The sequence below is a fragment of the Enterococcus camelliae genome (genome assembly GCF_042685105.1).
Classification (GTDB): domain Bacteria; phylum Bacillota; class Bacilli; order Lactobacillales; family Enterococcaceae; genus Enterococcus_G; species Enterococcus_G camelliae.
This window is the reverse complement of record NZ_JBHUMO010000033.1, coordinates 76,750-98,032: the sequence shown is the minus strand read 5'-3', so window position 1 is coordinate 98,032 and position 21,283 is coordinate 76,750. Positions and strand designations below refer to the sequence as shown.

Below are 21,283 nucleotides of genomic sequence, written 5' to 3'. Positions count from 1 at the left end.
AAATAGAGAGGATGACTAGCAAGATGAGTTTGCTTCGCCATCCATAGAAAAGACATACACTGGCAATAACAGGCAGCAAATATTGATTACGACTCTTTAGAAGGACGCGTTTTATTCTCGAGCGCTCCAAAAGATAATTTTTCAAAATAGCGCGGATCTAAAAAGACTTGGTGGACTTCCGCTCCCACATGCTGAATAAGTTCTAACGCATATTGGTTATTGTGATAATTATGCAAATAATGAATTTTCTTTACCCCAGCTTGAAGAAGCGATTTGGTGCACTGCAGGCAAGGAAAATGTGTGACATAAATCTCGGATTCGTTGGTCGAAATACCGAGTTTTGCACATTGGAGTAAGGCATTCATCTCCGCGTGAATGGTTCGTATACAATGGCCATCTACTATGTAACATCCTTCATCAATACAGTGGGTATCTCCACTAACTGAGCCATTGTACCCTCCAGCAATAATCCGTTTTTCTTTCACTAGCGTTGCCCCAACCTCTAATCTCGTACAAGTACTTCTAAGTGACAATAATACCGCTTGAGCCATAAAATACTGATCCCAAGGAATTCGTTCATTTGTCATGCTATTCTCCAATCGTTTTTCTTATATTGTAATCGAGTCACGCAATTTTTCAACCGTCTTTTCCCCAAAACCGTCCACCTCGGTCAATTGATCGACTGATTGAAATGTGCCATTTTTTGTTCGATAATCAATAATTGCCTGTGCTTTCTTTTCGCCAATGCCATTTAGAGTCTGCAACTCCGCTAAAGATGCGGTATTAATGTTTACCTTGTTCGCTTCCGTCGTGGTAGGTGCTGATTGGATTGCTTGCTCGGGCATCTCCCCTTTATGAGGAATATAAATTAGTTGCTGATCAGTCAGCACAACGGCCAAGTTGACTTGGCGATCTTCAGCGTCTGCTGTTAAACCGCCCGCAACTTGTACCAATTCTTGCAACCGCGCAGTTGATGATAGCTCATATACCCCCGGTTTTTGGATTGCGCCTTTAATATCCACAAAAATTGTTTGTTGTTGACTTGAATTTGAAGTTGCAATTGCCGTAGACTCTGCGGTGCCTGGTAAGTTTTGCCACCCATCTTCCTCGTCTTTATCGAAGAAAAACAGCCACGCAAATAAAAAAAGAATTCCAGCAAAACCAACGATGCCTCCAATTAACAGAATTTTTCTTAATTTTCCATTTATTTTTTCCATCCCATCACCACCTACAATTAACTACGCAAAAAAAGAGAAGAACTGTTTTTTTAACAGTTCTTCTCTTCAAAAGCTTAGCCAATTTGGCGAATGTCCAGCAAGTGACTTACGCGAAATGTAGCGGGTACATTTTGCAAAATTTGATCTTCATCAAAAAAAATTGTCTGAATACCCGCTGTTTTGCCAGCTAAAATATCCATGTTGCGATCACCTATCATAACCGTTTCATTTGGATTCATTTGATACTTTTCAAGGAGATACTGAATCGCATCTGGTGCTGGCTTCCTAGGAAAAGGGCTTTCTGATCCAATAATCTCTTCAAAATTATTCAGCAAGCGGTCTTCTTTTAGTAGCTGTCTCGTACTTGTCGTGTCACGATGCGTTAAAATATAATTGGTGCCTCCATTTTGGATAACCCACTCCACAATTTCTTTGGCTCCGTCATAAGGTCTCGGAACGCGCATATCACTTGATTCGATGCTCTTATAGACGCGAGTCAATTGATCAAATGGTAATTGAAAATCATGGGCCAACTCTTTTGAAGAATACGCCTTTAGCGTCTGATAGACGGATCGATCATTCGCCTCTACACCAAATTGCGCTAATGCTTTGATAAAACTATCTAAAATCACCGGATATGTGTCATAGAGCGTTCCATCGAAATCCCATATATAGTGGTTAAACATTCTTCCATACTCCTAGTTCTTAAATGAATGAATCGGTGCGGGAATACGTCCGCCACGTTGAATAAAATCCGTTGATTTTGCAGGATTGGTCTTCATAACCGGTGCTGTACCAAGCAAACCGCCAAATTCAACCATATCACCCACCTGTGCATTTTTTGCAGGAATAATACGAACTGCGGTTGTTTTATGATTGATGACACCAATTGCGGCTTCATCCGCAATCATCCCCGCAATTGACTCAGCCGGTGTATCCCCAGGTATTGCAATCATATCGAGTCCGACTGAACAAATGGCTGTCATCGCTTCTAGTTTTTCAAGATTAAGTAAGCCATTTTCAACGGCTTTGATCATTCCAGCATCTTCTGAGACGGGAATAAATGCGCCTGACAAGCCGCCAACGTGATTGCATGCCATCACGCCACCTTTTTTCACCGCATCATTTAATAAAGCCAAAGCGGCCGTTGTTCCGTGTGTTCCAACCGATTCCAATCCCATTTCTTCCAGAATTAATGCCACACTGTCACCAACTGCGGGTGTCGGTGCTAAGGATAAATCCACAATTCCAAATGGAACCCCTAAACGTTCAGAAGCAACACGGCCTACTAACTGACCCATTCTTGTAATTTTGAATGCCGTTTTTTTCACAGTTTCAGCAACAACATCAAAAGATTCTCCTTTGACTTTTTCTAACGCACGCTTCACTACTCCTGGTCCACTTACTCCAACATTGATGACACAATCCGCTTCACCCACACCATGAAACGCCCCGGCCATAAATGGATTGTCCTCAACAGCATTCGCAAAGACAACTAATTTGGCACAGCCCATCTCCGAAGCACCGGCAGTTCTCTTAATGGTTTCCCCCATTAATTTGACTGCATCCATATTAATGCCTGAACGAGTCGAACCGATGTTGACTGATGCACAAACAAAATCCGTTTCAGCTAATGCTTGAGGAATTGATTCAATCAGTGGCAAATCACCCGCTTGGTAGCCCTTTTCTACTAGAGCACTATAGCCACCAATAAAATTCACCCCAACCGTTTTCGCTGCTCGGTCAAGCGTTTTGGCAAACTCCACACACCCTTCAGCATCCACTTTGCTTGCGGCGGCAATTAATGCAATTGGCGTCACTGAAATACGTTTATTAATGATTGGAATGCCGTATTCCATCTCGATTGCTTCTCCAACTTTGACTAAGTCTTTCGCTTTGGTAGTAATTTTTTGATAAATCTTTTGACAGGCTATATTTACATCTGCATCAATGCAATCTAGCAATGAAATACCCATGGTAATCGTTCGAATATCTAGATTTTCTTCTTCTACCATACGAATTGTTTCTAAGATTTGATTTGTCTCCATTTCGTTTCCCCTCGCCTACAATTTATGCATTGCATCAAAAATTTCTTCATTTTGAATACTGATTTTCACGCCTAGTTGCTCACCCAACGTTTTCAATCGATTCCGGATTAACTCGTAATCTGCTTGTGGTTGTAACTCAAGCATCATCATCATTGTAAAATTATCTTGTAAAATGGTTTGTGTAACATCTACAATATTGATATTCAATGCCGCCAATTCTTGACTCACTCCTGCAATAATACCAACCTTATCTTTCCCAATAACCGTTAACACTGCTCTCATTTTCGGACAGCCTCCTTTTATTTTTGTTTATTATAGCACAACCTTATTTTTATTCAGTTCTTTTTTTAAAATAAATTCATAAAACCGTCTGATAATCAGTTATTTTTCATTTAATGTTCGTGTGTGCTTCGAATCTTCCCTTCGAAGAACAAGCTTATAACAGCAGCTAAACACAAAAAAAGCTACCTTCCGAAGAAGATAGCTTTTGATTATTTATTAATTAATACCAACCATTTGCCAACCAAAATGCTTTGGCTGCTGACCATGAACCATAACGGCTTTGAACATAAGCATCTGCTACACGTTCTTGATTTGCTGCAGAGTAGTCACCGTTTAAATACGTATTTGTTAATTGGTAACGGCCAATATATTGACCATTCGTTGCTGTGTATGAACCACCTGATTCTTTGTTTGCAATCCATTCTTTTGCTTCAGACTCAGATCCCGTTGCTGTTGAAGCATACGTTGTCGTGCTTTGTGTAGTCGTTGTTGCTTGACTAGTTGTTTGAGTTTGAGTTTGAGCAGCTGGTTGCGTGTTTGTGGTTGTTGCTGGCGCAGAAGCGGTTGCCACTGCAGCCGGTGCATCCGTGTTTAAAACTAATTTTTCACCAGCAAAGATAAGGTTCACGTTATCAATATTGTTATCTGCAGCTATGCGATCAACAAAATCAGATGAACCAAAATATTTTTGTGCAATTGTTGATAAGGTGTCGTTTGCTTGAATTGTGTATTCAATTTCATCTGCATGGGCAGTTCCCGTATAAGCAACGAATCCGACAAGAGCGACAGCACTTAGAGCTAATGATTTAAAAATTTTCATGTATGTTTGTTCTCCTTTGTGTTTTGAATAGGTACGTTGTTGTTTACATGTGCTATCTTACCAAGGATTTCGTGCTTATAGGTGACAGTTTTATGACGAAATATTTCAAAAAGGTGAAAAAAGCCCTTTTTTCTAGTATCTATAAAGAAATTTAATAATTATTTGTTGTCACATCAAGCTTTCACTCTGTTTCCTTTGTAACAATTGTTTAATCTTTTTTTCGTAAATATCCCTGTATTTCTAAAAAAACAAAGCAAAAAACGAGAAGAAAGCAGCAAATATTACAAAACTGTAAAAATATTTCAAATTTGAAATCGGTTTATTTGATAATCAAAGAAAAAAATGTTCCGCACAGATAAAAAAATTATCTAAATGATTTCGCAAGTATCTAGTTGATACTCCTTATACGCTCATTTAGATAATTTTTAGATTGTGTCTAGCAAAGTTTAAAAAAGAGAATATTTCGTTTGTTCAGGTCTATTGGTTGAAAGAGAGTTTTTCTATACGATCAAATGCTTCCTTCAGTTGTTCTTTTGGTTGGGTTGCTGCTAATCGAACATGATTGCTTCCAGTATGTTCACCAAAAGCAGTACCAGGTATCATTAATACTTGACTTTCTTTCAACAGTTTTTCAACAAACTGTATGGAAGAGAGTCCCGTTTTTGAGATATTAATGTAAGCATACATCGTTCCCTTCATCTTTCTCATTGACAAAAAAGGAATGGCGGCAACACGTTCTTCTATATATTCCAAGCGTTCTTTGAAGATTGCAACTACATTAGGAACAAGATCTTCGAAATGGTTCAGCGCATAACTCCCGGCTTTTTGAGAAAGCGAGTTGGCTGCATAAGAGATGTTTTCATTTAAATATCTAGCCACGTCATTGACGGAACTCGGTGCAATCATATAACCAATTCGCCAACCGGTCATCGCAAAAGCTTTTGAAAAACCACTAAACGTCACCGTATTCTTTGGCGCAAACGTCGCCATTGGGACAAAATCATCATAATAAGTGAAGGCTTCATAAATTTCGTCGGAAAGGATAAAGAGATTGTTTTTAATGGCTATCTCTGCAATACTTTCCATCGTTTCACGTGTAAAAACAGCCCCAGTCGGGTTGTTTGGTGAATTAATAATAATGGCCTTAGTTTTGTCTGTCACAGCTTCTCTTAATCGTTGGCTATCTAATTGAAAATCATCCACTTCAAAGGTAGGAATAATCACCGGTTTGCCCCCTGCTAAGAGGACCTGATCTTTGTAAGGTGAGAAAAAGGGTTCATGAATAATAACCTCATCACCAGGATCAAGAATTGCTAATAACGCAAGATACATGCCATGAGAGGCTCCCACTGTTGCTCTGACCTGATTTGTTTCAAATGATAGATTGTAGTTTTTTTTATAAAAATGAATGACTGATTGCACGAATTCCGGACTACCATCAGAAAGTGTGTAGTGTGTATGCCCTTGTTTGGCTGACAACATTGCATAATCGATAATCTTTTCATTCGTTTCTAAATCTGGATCACCTATTGATAGATCAATGAGACCCTCCGTTTGTTTTGCCAAAATACCAATCTCCATTAGTAAATTTTCTTCAGGGTTTTGAAAACGTTTGGCAACCGTTAATTTTTTCAAGATTATATGCTCCTTTATTTCCTTATTACAAGACTTTATTTAAAAAACTTTGTGTGCGGGCATTTTGAGGGTGAGAAAAGATTGCTTCAGGCGTTCCTTCTTCTTGAATCACCCCTTCATCCATAAAGATGACGCGGTCCGCTACTTCGCGAGCAAAGCCCATTTCGTGGGTTACGACAACCATGGTCATCCCATTTTCTGCCAAATTTTGCATAACGGCTAATACTTCCCCTACCATCTCTGGATCGAGAGCGGAAGTTGGTTCATCGAACAACATCACATCCGGATTCATAGCCAAAGCACGCGCAATTGCTACCCGTTGTTGTTGACCTCCTGATAAACTAGCCGGGTAAGCGTCGCTTTTTTCTCTTAAACCAACTTGTTCTAATAATTTTAAGCCGGCTTCATTGGCTGAAGAAACTGCCTCTTTTTTTACTTTGATTGGGCTAATCGTTACGTTCTCTAAGACGGTTTTATGGGGAAATAAATTAAAGCTTTGAAAAACCATCCCCATTTTTTGTCGTAATTGATCAATATTTACGCCTTTATCAAGTAAGTTGGTTCCCTCGAATTCAATTCGACCAGAAGTCGGTGTTTCGAGCAGGTTTAGGCACCGTAAAAACGTACTCTTACCACTTCCAGAAGGACCAATCACGACCACCACTTCGCCCGCTTCAATTTCTAAATTAATTCCTTTCAATACTTCATTTTTTCCAAAGGTTTTATGCAAATCTTCTATTTTAATCATTCGTATTCATTCTCCTTTCAGCAACACCTAATAATCTTGACAAACTAAAGGTCAACACAAAATAAATCAAAGAAACGATAACATATGGTAAAAATGGTTTGAAGCTTGCACCTTGAACATTGCCAGCTTGGAAAATCAGTTCAGAAACACCAATCACTGATACCACAGATGATTCTTTAATTACTGTGACGAATTCATTTCCTAAAGCAGGTAAAATATTCTTAATGGCTTGCGGAAAAATAATATACTGCATCGCTTGTCGTTGATTCATTCCTAAAGAACGTGCGGCCTCCATTTGCCCTTTGTTTACTGCGCTAATGCCAGCTCGAATAATCTCAGCTACATATGCAGCACTGTTCAAAGCCAAAGCGATACAACCTGCTGCAAGTTTTGATAAATCAATCCCTATAATACCTGATCCAAAATACACGATAAAAATTTGTACTAAAAGTGGCGTGCCCCGAACATATTCAATATAAGCTGTTGCCAACCAACGCAACACTCGTAGTTTTCCAAGTTTTACTAACGCTAAAATTGAACCAAAAATTGCGCCGAAAAGTACACCAATGATGGCTAAAAAGATGGTGTAACCCGCACCACTAACATAGTACTTGTAGTATTTTTGAAAGAAATTTTGATCTTTTTGGAACATGAGTTGATTGGCTTGCTTTTGATAAGTTTTCATTAAGCCTTTATCATTGATTTCTTTAATAGAAGCATTAATTTTCTCTTTCAACACTGGGCTATTTTTGGGCATGGCAATTGCCGTTTGCTTGGTCCCATTTTCAAACTTGACATCAGCTAATGCCAAAGCGGGATCACGATCAACATAGGCTTCAGCTACAGGCTGTTCTAAGACAACACCCTCAACCTTTTTGTTGGTTAAGTTTAAGATTAAGTCAGGTACTTTTTGCAGAGATACTGGGATAGCACCAACAAGTTCATTTTTCACCAACTCTTCCTGTGTGGTTTGTTTTTGGGCCCCAACAGACTTTCCTTTAAAATCCGTAACCGTTTTGTATTTTTCCTTGTCTGCTTTGCGAATAATTACTTTTTGTGACGAGGTAAGATATGGATCAGAAAAATCAACCTCTTTTAGTCGTTCTTCAGTCGGCGTCATTCCAGATATAATCAAATCAATTTTGCCCGTCTTCAATGCACCAAGTAGGGCATCAAATCCAAGTTCCTCGATTTTCAATTTTACTCCTAGGTCGTCCGCAATTTTTTGAGCAATCGATACATCAAAGCCAACAATCTTATCTTTTCCATCTACTTCCGCGTGGAATTCATAGGGTGCATAATCCGCTGATAAACCAACAATTAATTCACCTGAATCCTTTATCTTTTGGTACTGTGCATCGTTTTCCTCGGCATGAACCGTTCTTATTGATAGCAGGTTCCCCATTGCTAACAAACAAGTTAACAAAAGAAACACCCATTTTTTTTGCTTTTTACTCACGTCGTATTCTCCCCTTTTAAATCATTCATTTCATGTATAAAAATTCATAGTGTAACACTATCATAATAGCACACCCTAAATTGCTTGGAAAGACTTTTCAAATGAAGGCATTCTTCTACAAAAGCCAATTACAAGTGTTTCTACAGCGTTTGTTCTATCTTGATATCAATGCGAATGAGGGAATTTTGTCAATATTTTCTAAATATTTCTTGTCAGCTTTCAAAACTTGCACTACTATTAATAATACATAATAAAGGAGTGTGACTATTCAATGACGAATCACTTGATTGTGCGTGGTGCACCGCAAGAATATATCTGCCATGAAGGCGCCTGGGCAACATTGCCAACTCATCTAACCAGAAGAAAAATCAAAAAATTACTGATTCTACACGGAAATGACTCTTGGGAGGCAGCGAAACCTTATTTTCCTGATTTAAAAAATTTCGAAATAACCTTTGAATACTATGGAGGTATTTGTACTGATACTCGTGTGCAAGAGTTACTCACCTTATTCCAAGAAATAGATGCGGAAGCTATTCTCGCTGTTGGTGGTGGAAAGATATCCGATTTAGCCAAACAAACCGCACATCAATTACGATGCCCGGTCTTAATTCTACCCACCTTAGCATCCACTTGTGCAGCCTACACTCCTCTAAGTGTTATGTACTTTGAGGATGGCTCGATGGATCGTTTTGATATCTTCCCGCAAGCCAATGCTTTGGTATTAATAGAGCCTGCTGTCATTTTATCTTCTCCTCGAAAACTACTCATTGCCGGCATTGCGGATACGCTTGCCAAGTGGTATGAAGGAGATGCCATTATTCGTCAATTGGACAGCCTTCCCGTCGAAGTTCAAGTCGCGTATTTTGCAGCCAAAAACTGTCGTGACAACTTACTGACTTTCAGTAATGACGCCTTAAAAGCAATGGAAACAAAACAAATCAATGAAGCTTTTTTAACAGTCATTGAAACCAATATCCTACTAGCTGGTATGGTCGGGGGCTTTGGTGATGAATATGGTCGAACAGCAGGGGCCCATTCCATTCATGATGCGATTACCATGATTCCAGAAAGTCATCATCAACTACACGGTTACAAAGTAGCTTACGGTATCTTTGTTCAATTAGTAATTGAAGGAAATCTGACAGAAATAGAGCAATTACTGCCATTTTACCATGAACTCGGCTTACCAACTTGTTTAGCAGACATGAATATGTCTTTCAGTGAGGAAGACTTCCAACGTGTGGCGAAACGAGCAACCATCCCAGAAGAAAGTATTCATCTTTTAGCGCAAGAAATCTCACCTGACGTGGTGGTTCAGGCAATGAAGCAATTAGAAGAACTGATGAAAGATACAACCCATTAACCTACTAAGTACAACATGATAAAAATAGAAATCCATGAGTATGGAACAAGTCACTTTGATTTGTATCCCTGCTCATGGGTTCTTTTTTCATCAATTATTTTCGTTCAAGGCTTACAGACATCAACCCATCCTAGACTCTTTGAATACGTAACTAATTCTTCTATGGATAACTCAATAGCACTATTGGCACTGCCACAAGCTGGAAACACTGTCTCAAAGCTACTTAACGATTGGTCTAAATATGTCTTTACTCCTGCATGAACGCCAAATGGACAAACGCCACCCGCTGCATGACCGACAACTTCTTCGACCTGATCAAATGGAACCATTCTGGCACGTTTTTGAAAATGTGTTTTGAATTTTTTATTATCAATTCTTTGATTGCCTGCTGTGACGATTAGAATCACTGCTTGATTCACTTGAAAGGCGAGGGTTTTCGCAATGCGCTCCTCTTCACAATTCAAAGCTTTTGCTGCCAGTGCCACTGTTGCACTGGAAGTCGGAAACTCTTGGATTCTTTTCGTTAAACCAAACGGGGCAAAATATTGCCGAACACGCTCAATCGCCATTGGCCTTCACTCCTTCAATATAATTCCGATAACATTGATATTCGCTGTCCTTAAAGCAGCAAAAGTAAACATTGATGGGATTTTCGGGATGTTCCTTCAGCCAGGTGATAACAGCATTGTATGAAACGATCACTGCTTTTGATAGTGGGTAACCATAAACACCAGTCGAAATTCCTGGAAAAGCAACACTAAAACAACCATGTTGAGCTGCGAGATCTAATGAATGCCTGTAACAAGCAATCAGTAATTCCTCATCATCCTTGGTACCATGGTAAATGGGGCCAACTGTATGAATAATGCCATCTGAATTGGTCAGTAGATAGGCTGGCGTCCACTTTGCCTCGCCTGTCTGACACCCATGTAATTTCCGACAAGCCACCAAAAGTTCTGGTCCAGCAGCACGATGGATAGCACCATCGACACCACCTCCGCCTAGTAACGATGAATTGGCAGCATTGACAATTGCACCCACTTGAGCTTCTAAAACACTGTGCGGATACAGTTCAACATGAGGCTTTATGGGATGGCTAATCGTCAAAAAAGAAGCTCTTGGTATGGACAAGCTTTGTTCATTTACCAAAAGAATAATCGTTTGGACGGTTGCATCCTCAATTAATTTGTTTACAAAACGTTGCATTGCGAGAACACAGATTTGTTGTGTCATTGCATCTTTTCCAAGATTCGGTTCTGCTAAAGAGAGAAAAACAGAAGTTGATTGCTCTTCCTTTGTTACCAAAAAAATGGGAAGATTGCGAACGTATGCTTGATGCAGTACACGTAAAATAGGAAGAATCGTTTTTCCCTCTCCTCCTTGTCGCCAATTCATGAATGCCCGTTTTATTTCAAGGTTTACTTGTTGCGAAGTTGACATCTCTTTCACTCCTTTTTGGATAACACATGCTTCATCGCTTCTCTAATACTTAATGATTGCAGCTGGTCTTTATTTTGCTCAATAAACTTTTTGACCCACTCCGGATTCGTTTTTGAATAATCCCTCAATGCCCAACCGATGGCCTTCTTGAAAAAAAAATCCGTTTCCCGCTTGTTTTTTAAAATAATAGCTGCTAAAAGTTGCTCATTGGTCTGTTCTCGTCTTCCTAATTGATGGTCAATGGCGATTCGTCGCAGCCAAAAATCATCTGCCTCCGCCCATTGAAGCATTAGTGAACCGACTCGGGCGTCACTCAAACCAATCGTGCCAAGTAATTGATCAAAGCAATCAATCGAGTCCCACCACTGTTTTGTTTGAATCATCGGCAACATCCGCTCAACGTCCTCAAAAATAAGTTGTTTTTGACTACTTTGCAAAAAATCTAATGCGACATACTGGCATTCACGATAATCTGTTTGCCACAGGTTAGTCAGCAACTGCCAATCAATCTTGGAGGACTGGCTCCAGCTTTTTAGATAAGGTCTCATCAGCTGTCTTCGTTCCGGAGTGGCAATTCCAAAGAAAACAAAGTGATTTTTTAGATAAGCGGCTTGTTTTTCTGCATTTGTTGCACAGCGATGCTCATTCAAGATTTGGATGATTTCTTCATACATACTAGCCCTTCATTCTAGCAAAAAACGGATAAATGATGATCACTTATCCGCCTTCTTTACTTATTATAAATTTTTGGCCCCTTGCGCATATGTTTGCGATCATTTTTAGGTATCGCCATTTTTTCAGAACGGCCGCCCCCTTGTTTTTTTTGAATCAAAGCCTTCATTTTTTCTTTCGTATCCATTTTTTCACCTTCTCATCTTTATCAGTCCATCAAAAGAATACCTAATTTTCGGTAAAGTTACAAGAACAAACACTAGTCTATGCCCTTCCATCTACATTCTTACAGCAAAAAATTAGACTACCCTGCTAGTTTCTTCCATTTGCGAATTTTTGTTCGAAAAGTTCCAAAAGGCGCAACGGTATTGATATGAATGAATTTATAGACTTCCCAAACAGCTGTTTTCGTGGCATTATCTGCCCACTGACGTTGATGCGGTGAAAATAATTCTTCCTCTGACAGGTTTTCTATCCATTCACAGATTTCGTCGACATTTAAAGTGAGCTGCTCTTTTAATGCAGCGAGCGTTAGCGAAGAATAGGTGTCATTAAACCACTGATATAGCTCGCCAAGTTGGTTCCATTTATACTGTTCAGTCGGTGTGACAACAATTTTCCCAGCACTTTCGTCTGCTTCCCACTTTAGTAATAAGTTCGTCCAGCCAACCTGATAAGCTAAGTTTTCAGCAGGCGTACGATCAACACCCTCTATTCTTTGATCTTTTTGCTCCTCAGGGATTGCTTCAAATTCTGCTAGGTATTTCTGAAAAGTAAGCTGAATCATTTTTTTTAAGTCCGATTTGTTCTGATACGTTCGCATCTTTAAAAGCCCTTTCTGAAAACTTTTTCTTAATTATACACTAACCATTGCTTGCTGAGAAAAAAAAGAGAAGTCGCGTTTTCTCCGACTTCTCTTTTACACATTAGCAATGTAACTTTGTTCGTTCTTTTTACGCTTGAAATAATTGTTGTCCAAAGTACTCCCCTTTTGACAAACCCTTTTGACAAGCATACAAGCCATTTCCTATTGGTTTTGTGTATTCGTTTAGAGCATCTTTTTCACCCATTATTTTTAGCATTGGCACATATTGTTTAAAAGGATCTTTCATAAAGGAAATAAACAGTAAACCCGCATCAATATTTCCTGTTTTTGACTGAATTCCATTTTGATAAGAATAGGCTCGACGATGAATTTGTTGCTCCGTTTTTTTCGCAAGGTAGACGTGTGAATCTTTCGGTTGTTTTGAAAGAATCACTTCATCAAATTCTTTTTTTCGTCCAAAAGCCGCGCCACTCATTTTATTCCGTCCAAATGTATTTTCTTGGTCATACAAGCTAGAGCGGTCCCAAACTTCTAAAAACATTTGAATTTTTCGATAGCCTAAATAGCTACCTCCTTGAAACCATGTCGGTTCATCATTTTCTGCCCATACGACTTCTTTGTAGCCTTTTTGACTATCGTGATCAGCATTACAGGTTCCATCTTTAAACCCAAACAGATTTCTCGGAGTTTCCTTTTTCGCTCCTTTTATAAAACCATCCTCTAAAAATTTGACTTGTACTTTTCCAGATCCAATCCGGATCAAGTTGCGAATGGCATGAAAGGCTACTTGTCGATCATTGGAACAAGATTGAAAAAGAATATCACCATCAGAATAGTCATCCTCTAAAGAATCGTGGGCAAATTTAGGAATATCTTTTAGAAATAATGGTTTTCTATTCTTAATTCCAAAACGATCCACACCATTTTTTTCAAAAAGGGTTGCTCCATATCCAATTGTCAAAGTCAGTTTTTGTGCCCCAAGACCAATGCTATCTCCCGTGTCGTTTGGTGGTAGCAAATCATTGGAAGAATCTTTGACTTGAATGCCCTTAGTAGCTTTCAGCGCAAAAAGGGTCCAATCCTGAAGTAATGAGACCAATTCAGCTTTATCATCAGTTAGCAACTCAAACGCAACAAGATAGCAATAGGTTTGTTGTTCCGTAATAATTCCAGGTTGATGCTTGCCAAACATAGAAATAATCTGATTGTTTTCTTTTTCTTCGGTACTTTCTTGTGAAAAGTGCTGAATTAAATCCAAAGTAGAAGCGACTCCTGATGTTGCAACTGCTATTCCTGCTCCTGTTAGCGCAGATAATTTCAGCATATCTCTTCTAGAAAATTTCTTTTTTAACAGAGATTCCCCTTCATCGGTTCCTTGAACCCGCTTTTTCTGCCCTTTATCAGCTTCATTCCCTTGCTTTTTTTCCTCTTCAGTCATCACTTTTCCTCTTTTCTTTCTTTAAATTAGAAGATTTTCCCAGTTTGTGACATCAACTCTGAAAGGTTTGAAAGGCTTGTGCTCAGCTTACGAATTTGATCTTCTGACAGTTGTGTATAAGGAACGTAGCTATCACCTGATTGATACGTAGCTAACAGGTCTTCCATAGTATTAAATTGACTATCCAACTGATCTGCTAACTTAGGATCGTTTTCGTTTAATGCGGGAATAATGGCTTGATAGACAACTTTTGACCCTTCAACATTGGCAGCCAAATCCATCAAATCAGTATGAGAGTATGCTTCTTCCTCACCCGTAATTTTGGTGGTAGCAGCTTCATTTAATAATTCCATCGCTCCTGCGACCATATCTTTAGGTTTCCACTCAAGCTTTTTCGTCAATTCTTGCAATTTAGCGACATCTTCATCCAGTTTATTGGCGTATTCTGTCATACCATCTGTTGTCTTTTTTTCCCATAACGCACGTTCAATAACATGGTAACCAGTCCAATCTGCTTCAGAATCAACATCGTTAATTCGGGCATCGATTTCAGGATCCAAATCTCCAAAGCTTTCGGCAACTGGTTCGATTCGTTCGTAATACACTCGGGATTTCACATAATTTTCTTTTGCTTTTTCAATGTCTCCGGCTCTCACCGCATCGGTGAACACTTTTGTTGCTGAAACGAGTTCTGTTGCTTGCTCTTGAACATATGATACATAATTTTTAACGGCTGTATCTAGCACCTCAGACGTTTTTTCTTTGGTCTTTTTCGCATTTTCTAAAGATTCAAGTGCATCTTTTAAATTGCTTGCATTTTCTGATAAAGATGCGTAATCTGGTGCGTCATACTGTGATCCGTAATAAATCGGTGTTTCGAATTTTTCAACATTGGTGTACTCTAAAGGATATTCGGAACGAACCGTATTCTCAAAATCTAACCAATGCTTATGCATGGTCTTAGCTGTAGATGTTAACTCCCCAGCATCTTTCTTGGAGATACTTGCTTGAACCTCTTCCAATTCGTTCAACATTTTGGAAACTTCATTTTTGATTTGTTTTTCAACCTTGGTAGTTTTTTCGCTACTCGTAGTTGTTGCTTTTTTTCCCGAAGTTTGCGTTGCACAACCTCCTAATAAAATACCAGCAATTGCCAACGAAAGGACTATCTTTTTATTTTTCATCTTCTTTTCTCCTCTTTCTTTTTCAAATAATTTATCCAAACATAACCGATTGTGATAATAACGAGCGTAAGTTGTGGAATGAAACTGTACCAAGATGGGTAGATACTAAGTGGCGTGAAGGATGGCAAAAAGTCCGAGCTAGTATTTGGTATGTGACCAGCTAGCTGCAAACTATGAATGCCAGAGCCCATAAATTTTATGGCTAAATAAAAAATAATGGCGCTTGAAAATAAGAAAAATACATGCAACGGTAGTCTTCGTTCAAACAGTATGATTAGTGTCGCAATCACTGCCAAGAACAATAAACCCAGCCCAAAGCCAAGACACAATTTTTCAAAACTCATCTTACCAGCCATTCCAATCGTAAATACAACAATCTCTAACCCTTCTCTTAAAATAGCTAAAAAAGCCAACAAGGCTAATGAGAAAAAATTGCCCGTTTCTACCGCTTGTTTTGTTTTCGTATGATAGCGATTGGTCATTTTTTTTACATCCGAAGCTTGATGCATCCAAAGGCCAACATAAAGTAGCATGAGGCTCGAAAAAATCCCAGCGAATCCATTAATCAAATTATTTTGTTTACCGAAAGACAACACGGATAGAACAAAAGCAACAAAAAGCCCCAAAAGAATACTTGTCAACACGCCAAGAAAACTTCCGGCTAAAATCCATTTCTTGGCCTTTTTTTCATGCGATCTTCTGCCGACAGAAAGCAACATCAAAACTACTAAAAGTGCCTCTAAACCTTCTCGAAAAGGAATCATTGCCACATCAAATAGTGAATACTCAGTGGAATCAATGGAGGATAATTCCTGAACAAGGCTTTTCACTAGAGAAAGGCTTTGTTCCTTCTGCTCTTTGACAATACTATTTTGTAATAACAACAAATCTCTTTCTGTATTGTCATAAATCTCTTGTGAACGACTGACAACATCGCCTTCGACAGATAACCACTGCGTATTTAATTCATCAATCAACGCCTGTGCTTGAACCCAATCACTTTTTTCAATATGCTGGCCAAGTTGGTTTAACTTATGAATGTAAAGCGATAGCGTCAGTTTCATATGCCCTTCATTATCAACGTAATCGCCTATCTGATAGGACGAAAAAGCATTTTGCAAAGTCGCGATGCCCTCTAGCGTTCCCTTCTTATCTTCGTTCAACAAGTAAATAGTGGTCTGAGCAATGGCCAAATCAATTTTTTGAGCCAACTCCCCACTAACCTCTTTCATTGGTTGTTTCGAGTGAACCCACCACTGCTTAATGGGCTGAAAGGCCTCGTTTGCCCCTTCCCAATCATCTGATTCAACTCGATCAATCGTTACTGTTGCAGCTTTTTCTTCATTCGTCACTGAGATTGTTTCAGCATGACTGAAAGGGGCATATAAAAAAGAGAAAAAAAAGAAAATACCAACTATAAATGCTTTTCGTCCTAACACAGCTCTTCGTGTTCGTCGCCCCACTATAAGTGACACTTTTCACTCCTCCTACTTAAAAATAATTAAATGATAATGATAACCATTCTCATTTTAGAAGGAGAAAGACCATAAGTCAATATATTTTTAGGTAAGTTTACTGGTAATTTCTATTTTTTTCACATAGTTTATCGGAACTCCAGTTACTAATTTTCACAGTGTTCTCAACCCTTTTTGGTGAAAGTATTCTTTTTCCAAAAACGTTTCTTGACAGAAACCAAAAAGTGTTCTACCATCATCAAAAAAGAGAATGATAATCATTATCATGAAAAGGAGAAATAAAATGGCTCTAGGTCCTGGAAGTATCGCACTAATTGTCGGCGCTGGTTTGTTGGTATTCGGTCCCAAAAAACTACCTGAACTAGGAAAATCATTAGGGGAAACTCTGCGGGAATTCAAAAAGGCAACTGCTGGATTGGTTTCCAATGATGAGGAAGAGTTAGAAAAACAAAAAGAAACAGTCAAATCGACTGTCTCACCTACCATCAAAGTACATTCAATTGAAAGGAAAGCCCCTCATTACAAGATTACACGAACAGTAAGTGAAAACGATGATTCAATCGACAAAAGTATGATCAAGGATAGTAGTGAACATGACCCTTCTTGAACATTTAATTGAATTAAGACGTCGTTTAATTTTAGTTGGCTTCTTTTTCTTTGGATTCTTTTTTATTGCTTGTATTTGGATTGTTCCCTGGGTTTTAGCTTTGCAAGAGCGGCAATTACCGGCTACCTTCCATTTTTACACAATCCGTATTTCAGAAGGATTGGAAGTATACCTAAATTTAGCCGCATTACTGGCTCTTTTGTTCACACTCCCGCTACTCTTTTGGCAACTATGGGCCTACATTAAACCCGGCCTGTATGAGCAAGAGAAAAAAATCGGTCAATTTTACTTTCCTCTCGTCTTAACCATGTTTTTGACGGGTGGTATTTTTGCTTATTTTTTTATTTTCCCGATTATCGTGAACAGCCTCATTCGTTTTTCTACCAGCCTTGGGTTTAATGTATTGGTTACTTTCTCTGACTATCTTCAATTACTCACGCAAGTCCTTTTATGGTTTGGGATTTTATTTCAATACCCGCTGGTCATTATTTTTTTAGCGCGCATTGGCCTAGTTGGTGCGGACCAACTCAAAAAGAAACGGAAATACGCCTACTTTACAATTCTCGTCATTGCAGGACTAATCTCCCCACCAGAGGTTATGTCCCATCTTGCGATGACCGTTCCCTTAATTTTGTTATATGAGATTAGTCTGTTGTTTATTGTAAGACTAGAAAAAAGAACCGCACCTAATGAATAGAATGACTAGTCCTTCAGATCCCCCCCTTCCATGAACTGCGGAAAAATTAGAGAAAAAAGCGAATGATAGTCGGTAAAATGACGATTGTATAAACAGTACGGCTGATCTGAATAGCAACAATTTTGGACATATCGCCTCCCAATTCCCCTGCGATTAAAGAAATATCCGTAGCTCCTGCTGGAGAGGAAGCAAATAATGCTGATTGTAAATCGAAAACACCTCGTTTATAAATCACGACCGCAAATAGGACATTGATCACTAGATAGCTACATAACAGGATGATAGCTGGAATGATGAGGGAATGGAGTTGTGTAAGACTGCTTCTCGAAAACGAACTACCAATAATTGAACCCGCTAAGATTTGTGCGGTATAGCGAACCTTACCGTTAATTTGACTCGTATTTTTAACAATTTTTAATGCTCCAGAAAAAAATAAAGAGAAAATTAGGGCTCCCACTGGAATTCCTGAAACAACACCTAGCCCCCCACCCAAAGTCGCAATGAAAAGAATCAGCGTATCATTTTTTACTGTATTAATGGGCTCGTTCCAATTTTTTTTCACAGCAGTTTTCTTTTGCTGTCGTTGTCCAGACTTCAGCTGCTCATGACCAAAACGACGCATAATAAGCATAATCCAATATGGTAAAATCAGCAGCATACCCACCAAGCGAATCAACTGCATGGCCGCAACAATCTCCGACTTCGCTCCCATATCGATACTGATGAGAGAGACATCCATAATTCCTCCCGGCATACAGCTTAACCAAGCAGTAATCAAATCCATATCAAAAAATACATGAAAAATCCAACCCATCAGAAACATATTTACTGTGAAAAGCGCCATTAAAAATAAAATGGGCTTTCCTATTTTAGGTAAGTAGAAAATGTCTTGTTTGCTTATTTGTTGTCCAATATAGGCTCCACTTATAACTTGTGCGATTGTTTTCAATGTGCTGGGCATCATTGCCTGTGCAAATACAATCGAAAACAACGCCACTGCCAACATACTGCCAGTCATAAATGGTGCAGGCATGCCAAGCTTTTTTGCAATAAATCCACCTAATAATCCAACAACAAATGTTACAATACATCCTACGACCACATTATCAACACCTTCATCTACTTTATCTTGTACGTTCCTTTTATTCCTACCTAAAAATTTAAAGAAACAAGTTAAGATTAACACAAGCAATCACTAGAAAACGGTTAACTTCTAGAAAAAACAGCTAAAAACACCAAAAAAACATCACCAGCTTTTTCTCTAGATACCCATTTTCTAAAAAGCGTGCAATCCAGCTTTTTTGCAAAAATTACTGTATTTGTCAATACAACCCCAGCTATACAATCAAAAAAATCTCTTTTAAATGTAGAAGGATCCACATTCAAAAGAGACATTATTCTTTTTCATTTCACTTCAATTAGCTAAAAACGTAGGCTTTGTCATTGGCTTCTTTCATAGCATCAACAATTTGACCTGGCTGATGCGCATCGCCGACAACCATAACATGGTCAAATGCTTGGCGAATTTCTTGAACGAATGATTTGCGTGGACTCACACCTAGTGCCAATACCACCATATCACATGGTAAATGATGTTCGATTTCCTTTCCTGTTTCCTTCAACAAAACATTTTTTTCCGAAATTTGCGCCAGCATGCGATTGGTTTGAATCGACACTCCAGCCTCTTGCAAATGGTTGAGTAACATCATCCGATTACTCGTATACAAAGCATTGCCGACACTTGTTGCCATTTCAATCACGGTTACTTCGTTTGTATTTGCCATGACTTCCGCTGTTTCTAATCCGGTCACACCACCACCAACAATGACTACTCTTTGATTGTCAATTGTGACCTTCTTCAAAAGTACATCTTCGGCTGTCACCACATGAGGAAGTGTCACTCCTTCAATAGGTGGAATAATTGGGTTGCCTCCACAAGCAATAACGATACCATAAGGCTGCTGTTGTTCCAGCCAGTTTACCGTTGCTTCCTGATTCAATACAACATGCACCCCTGCTTCTTTTACTTCGCAAGAAAGTGTCTTGATAAGTTCTCCAATCATTTGCTTAGCAGGTGGCTGTTCAGCAGTATTTAATGTACCACCTAAGCGATCTTCTTTTTCTACTAACGTTACTGCATATCCTCTTTTCGCCAATATGGTAGCAGCATGCATCCCGCCAGGACCTGCACCTACAACAATCACTGAACGATTCGCGCCATCCTTGATCAAGGTTTGCTCGTTATAACGCAATTCTCTTCCGACGATTGGATTAACCGTACATTCAATCGGTTTGCCCCCAAATACCGTCTTAAAACATTGCAAACACCCGATACATTTGTGAATCAGCTCTTCCTGATGAGCTTGGGCTTTATTCGGCCAATGTGCATCTGCTAAGAAGGCTCTTCCGAACGAAGCAAAATCACAAACCCCTTCCTCTAGCAATAACTCTGCGGTTTTTGGATACTTCAAATTATTGACAGCAATCACCGGAATAGATACTTGTTCACGAATTGCCTTCGCTAAATGCTTCTTCCAACCTTCTGGAAGAAATTGTGGCTCAATAACGGCATATCCTGATTCATACGTTCCTGCACTGACATCAATAGCGGAAACACCTAGCTCTTCCAAAACTTTTGAAATTTGAATGGTGTCTTCAATCTTTAAGCCACCGTCAAGAAACTCATCTGCACTTAATCGAACAGAAATCGAGAATTTTGGACCACATACTTGTTGGATTCCTTTCACGATACTCGTTAAAAAGGTTAGTCGTTTAGTGAAATCTCCTCCATACTTATCCGATCTTTTATTGGTATATGGACTTAAAAATTCATTAATAAGGTACCCATGAGCTCCATGCAACTCAACCCCATCAAAATCAGACAGTTGGGCAATCGCTGCACCAGTAATAAATTTCTTGACTAGCTCATCGCATTCTTCAGTTGTCAGAGCACGTGGCATTTCATTGACGACCTTACAGGCTATTGCGCTAGGTGCCACTGGTTGGACACCATTCAATAAGGATCTGGTAACTTGCCGACCTGGATGATGAAGTTGCAAGAAGATCTTCGCATCATATTTATGGACCGCTTCGGTCAGTTGAACCAATTTTCGAATATATTTACCAGAAGTAACACTTAGTTGACCGGGTTCACCAATCCCCGTTTCATCATCAATCCTAGCAATTTCCGTAATGATTAATCCACAGCCACCTTTTGCCCGCTCTTCATAATAACGAATCACTTCATCGGTCGCTTCTCCTGTAAAACTTGAGAGACTGGTTCCCATTGGTGGCATGACGATTCGATTTTTTATTTCGACCGATCCAATGTTTCCTGGTTCAAATAATTTCGTATACATTTTTCCCCTC

General features: G+C 39.1%; 21 protein-coding genes and 1 pseudogene. 3 read left to right on the top strand and 19 right to left on the bottom strand.

Annotation, left to right across the window (positions count from 1 at the left end):
* Positions 1 to 86 precede the first annotated feature (86 nt).
* From ACFSR0_RS04980 to ACFSR0_RS04940, 9 genes are all read right to left on the bottom strand, one after another.
* Positions 87 to 587 carry a ComE operon protein 2 gene (locus ACFSR0_RS04980; protein WP_379980502.1) on the bottom strand — a complete coding sequence of 167 codons (501 nt, stop codon included), beginning with the start codon at positions 585 to 587 and terminating at the stop codon, positions 87 to 89.
* Between the two features lie 21 nt (positions 588 to 608).
* Positions 609 to 1,217, bottom strand: coding sequence for a helix-hairpin-helix domain-containing protein (locus ACFSR0_RS04975; RefSeq protein WP_379980500.1), 609 nt, complete (start codon positions 1,215 to 1,217; stop codon positions 609 to 611).
* A gap of 74 nt (positions 1,218 to 1,291) precedes the next feature.
* Complete coding sequence (locus ACFSR0_RS04970; RefSeq protein WP_379980498.1) at positions 1,292 to 1,903, bottom strand: HAD-IA family hydrolase; 612 nt, start codon at positions 1,901 to 1,903, stop codon at positions 1,292 to 1,294.
* Between the two features lie 12 nt (positions 1,904 to 1,915).
* Positions 1,916 to 3,265: a PFL family protein gene (locus tag ACFSR0_RS04965; RefSeq protein WP_379980496.1), complete on the bottom strand. Its 1,350-nt coding sequence runs from the start codon at positions 3,263 to 3,265 to the stop codon at positions 1,916 to 1,918.
* Between the two features lie 15 nt (positions 3,266 to 3,280).
* Positions 3,281 to 3,547, bottom strand: coding sequence for an ACT domain-containing protein (locus ACFSR0_RS04960; protein WP_379980494.1), 267 nt, complete (start codon positions 3,545 to 3,547; stop codon positions 3,281 to 3,283).
* Positions 3,548 to 3,767: 220 nt separating this feature from the next.
* Positions 3,768 to 4,367, bottom strand: a complete 600-nt coding sequence (apf, locus tag ACFSR0_RS04955; protein WP_379980492.1) for an aggregation-promoting factor — start codon at positions 4,365 to 4,367, stop codon at positions 3,768 to 3,770.
* Positions 4,368 to 4,844: 477 nt separating this feature from the next.
* On the bottom strand, positions 4,845 to 6,002 hold the full coding sequence (locus ACFSR0_RS04950; protein WP_379980490.1) for a pyridoxal phosphate-dependent aminotransferase: 1,158 nt from the start codon (positions 6,000 to 6,002) through the stop codon (positions 4,845 to 4,847).
* A 25-nt stretch (positions 6,003 to 6,027) separates the two neighbouring features.
* Positions 6,028 to 6,750, bottom strand: coding sequence for an amino acid ABC transporter ATP-binding protein (locus tag ACFSR0_RS04945; RefSeq protein ID WP_379980488.1), 723 nt, complete (start codon positions 6,748 to 6,750; stop codon positions 6,028 to 6,030).
* On the bottom strand, positions 6,743 to 8,155 hold the full coding sequence (locus ACFSR0_RS04940; protein WP_379980522.1) for an ABC transporter substrate-binding protein/permease: 1,413 nt from the start codon (positions 8,153 to 8,155) through the stop codon (positions 6,743 to 6,745). Before ACFSR0_RS04940 ends, ACFSR0_RS04945 begins: the two co-directional genes overlap by 8 nt.
* Before the next feature lie 325 nt (positions 8,156 to 8,480).
* Between ACFSR0_RS04940 and ACFSR0_RS04935 the strand changes: the two genes are divergently transcribed.
* A complete protein-coding gene (locus ACFSR0_RS04935) occupies positions 8,481 to 9,575 on the top strand; it encodes an iron-containing alcohol dehydrogenase family protein (protein ID WP_379980486.1) in 1,095 nt (364 codons plus the stop codon).
* Between the two features lie 104 nt (positions 9,576 to 9,679).
* On the opposite strand, the gene ACFSR0_RS04930 is transcribed toward ACFSR0_RS04935, so the two are convergent.
* The 8 genes from ACFSR0_RS04930 to ACFSR0_RS04895 form a co-directional block, all read right to left on the bottom strand.
* On the bottom strand, positions 9,680 to 10,144 hold the full coding sequence (locus ACFSR0_RS04930) for a YbaK/EbsC family protein (RefSeq protein WP_379980484.1): 465 nt from the start codon (positions 10,142 to 10,144) through the stop codon (positions 9,680 to 9,682).
* Entirely contained in the window at positions 10,134 to 10,664 is a 531-nt protein-coding gene (locus tag ACFSR0_RS04925) for a macro domain-containing protein (RefSeq protein ID WP_379980520.1), read from the bottom strand. The genes ACFSR0_RS04930 and ACFSR0_RS04925 overlap by 11 nt, the downstream gene beginning before the upstream one ends.
* 356 nt (positions 10,665 to 11,020) lie before the next feature.
* Positions 11,021 to 11,689 carry a DNA alkylation repair protein gene (locus ACFSR0_RS04920; protein WP_379980482.1) on the bottom strand — a complete coding sequence of 223 codons (669 nt, stop codon included), beginning with the start codon at positions 11,687 to 11,689 and terminating at the stop codon, positions 11,021 to 11,023.
* A gap of 56 nt (positions 11,690 to 11,745) precedes the next feature.
* Entirely contained in the window at positions 11,746 to 11,874 is a 129-nt protein-coding gene (locus tag ACFSR0_RS04915; RefSeq protein WP_379980480.1) for a hypothetical protein, read from the bottom strand.
* A gap of 117 nt (positions 11,875 to 11,991) precedes the next feature.
* Entirely contained in the window at positions 11,992 to 12,510 is a 519-nt protein-coding gene (locus tag ACFSR0_RS04910) for a ClbS/DfsB family four-helix bundle protein (RefSeq protein ID WP_379980478.1), read from the bottom strand.
* Between the two features lie 130 nt (positions 12,511 to 12,640).
* Positions 12,641 to 13,951 carry an iron uptake transporter deferrochelatase/peroxidase subunit gene (efeB, locus tag ACFSR0_RS04905; protein ID WP_379980476.1) on the bottom strand — a complete coding sequence of 437 codons (1,311 nt, stop codon included), beginning with the start codon at positions 13,949 to 13,951 and terminating at the stop codon, positions 12,641 to 12,643.
* Between the two features lie 26 nt (positions 13,952 to 13,977).
* Positions 13,978 to 15,135 (bottom strand): iron uptake system protein EfeO, encoded by a 1,158-nt coding sequence (efeO, locus tag ACFSR0_RS04900; RefSeq protein ID WP_379980474.1) that lies wholly within the window; start codon positions 15,133 to 15,135, stop codon positions 13,978 to 13,980.
* Positions 15,132 to 16,610, bottom strand: a complete 1,479-nt coding sequence (locus tag ACFSR0_RS04895) for an FTR1 family protein (protein WP_379980472.1) — start codon at positions 16,608 to 16,610, stop codon at positions 15,132 to 15,134. The genes efeO and ACFSR0_RS04895 overlap by 4 nt, the downstream gene beginning before the upstream one ends.
* A 283-nt stretch (positions 16,611 to 16,893) precedes the next feature.
* Here ACFSR0_RS04895 and ACFSR0_RS04890 point away from each other — a divergent pair.
* Positions 16,894 to 17,067 (top strand): annotated as a pseudogene (locus ACFSR0_RS04890) (twin-arginine translocase TatA/TatE family subunit); the annotation flags it as partial.
* 136 nt (positions 17,068 to 17,203) lie between these two features.
* The gene (tatC, locus tag ACFSR0_RS04885; protein ID WP_379980470.1) at positions 17,204 to 17,914 is read left to right on the top strand and encodes a twin-arginine translocase subunit TatC; all 711 of its coding nucleotides are present in this window, start codon (positions 17,204 to 17,206) and stop codon (positions 17,912 to 17,914) included.
* A 46-nt stretch (positions 17,915 to 17,960) separates the two neighbouring features.
* Here tatC and ACFSR0_RS04880 read toward each other — a convergent pair whose 3' ends face one another.
* Positions 17,961 to 19,100, bottom strand: a complete 1,140-nt coding sequence (locus ACFSR0_RS04880) for an AbrB family transcriptional regulator (protein ID WP_379980468.1) — start codon at positions 19,098 to 19,100, stop codon at positions 17,961 to 17,963.
* Positions 19,101 to 19,332: 232 nt separating this feature from the next.
* Positions 19,333 to 21,273, bottom strand: coding sequence for an oxidoreductase (locus tag ACFSR0_RS04875; protein ID WP_379980466.1), 1,941 nt, complete (start codon positions 21,271 to 21,273; stop codon positions 19,333 to 19,335).
* Positions 21,274 to 21,283 lie beyond the last annotated feature (10 nt).

Bases quoted from the DNA above. Each gene is read 5' to 3' on its own strand.
- ACFSR0_RS04975 (WP_379980500.1), bottom strand. From the start codon at position 1,217: ATGGAAAAAATAAATGGAAAATTAAGAAAAATTCTGTTAATTGGAGGC.
- ACFSR0_RS04920 (WP_379980482.1), bottom strand. From the start codon at position 11,689: ATGTATGAAGAAATCATCCAAATCTTGAATGAGCATCGCTGTGCAACA.
- ACFSR0_RS04980 (WP_379980502.1), bottom strand. From the start codon at position 587: ATGACAAATGAACGAATTCCTTGGGATCAGTATTTTATGGCTCAAGCG.
- ACFSR0_RS04965 (WP_379980496.1), bottom strand. From the start codon at position 3,265: ATGGAGACAAATCAAATCTTAGAAACAATTCGTATGGTAGAAGAAGAA.
- apf (WP_379980492.1), bottom strand. From the start codon at position 4,367: ATGAAAATTTTTAAATCATTAGCTCTAAGTGCTGTCGCTCTTGTCGGA.
- efeO (WP_379980474.1), bottom strand. From the start codon at position 15,135: ATGAAAAATAAAAAGATAGTCCTTTCGTTGGCAATTGCTGGTATTTTA.
- ACFSR0_RS04910 (WP_379980478.1), bottom strand. From the start codon at position 12,510: ATGCGAACGTATCAGAACAAATCGGACTTAAAAAAAATGATTCAGCTT.
- tatC (WP_379980470.1), top strand. From the start codon at position 17,204: ATGACCCTTCTTGAACATTTAATTGAATTAAGACGTCGTTTAATTTTA.
- efeB (WP_379980476.1), bottom strand. From the start codon at position 13,951: ATGACTGAAGAGGAAAAAAAGCAAGGGAATGAAGCTGATAAAGGGCAG.
- ACFSR0_RS04935 (WP_379980486.1), top strand. From the start codon at position 8,481: ATGACGAATCACTTGATTGTGCGTGGTGCACCGCAAGAATATATCTGC.
- ACFSR0_RS04930 (WP_379980484.1), bottom strand. From the start codon at position 10,144: ATGGCGATTGAGCGTGTTCGGCAATATTTTGCCCCGTTTGGTTTAACG.
- ACFSR0_RS04875 (WP_379980466.1), bottom strand. From the start codon at position 21,273: ATGTATACGAAATTATTTGAACCAGGAAACATTGGATCGGTCGAAATA.
- ACFSR0_RS04915 (WP_379980480.1), bottom strand. From the start codon at position 11,874: ATGGATACGAAAGAAAAAATGAAGGCTTTGATTCAAAAAAAACAAGGG.
- ACFSR0_RS04960 (WP_379980494.1), bottom strand. From the start codon at position 3,547: ATGAGAGCAGTGTTAACGGTTATTGGGAAAGATAAGGTTGGTATTATT.
- ACFSR0_RS04940 (WP_379980522.1), bottom strand. From the start codon at position 8,155: ATGGGGAACCTGCTATCAATAAGAACGGTTCATGCCGAGGAAAACGAT.
- ACFSR0_RS04945 (WP_379980488.1), bottom strand. From the start codon at position 6,750: ATGATTAAAATAGAAGATTTGCATAAAACCTTTGGAAAAAATGAAGTA.
- ACFSR0_RS04970 (WP_379980498.1), bottom strand. From the start codon at position 1,903: ATGTTTAACCACTATATATGGGATTTCGATGGAACGCTCTATGACACA.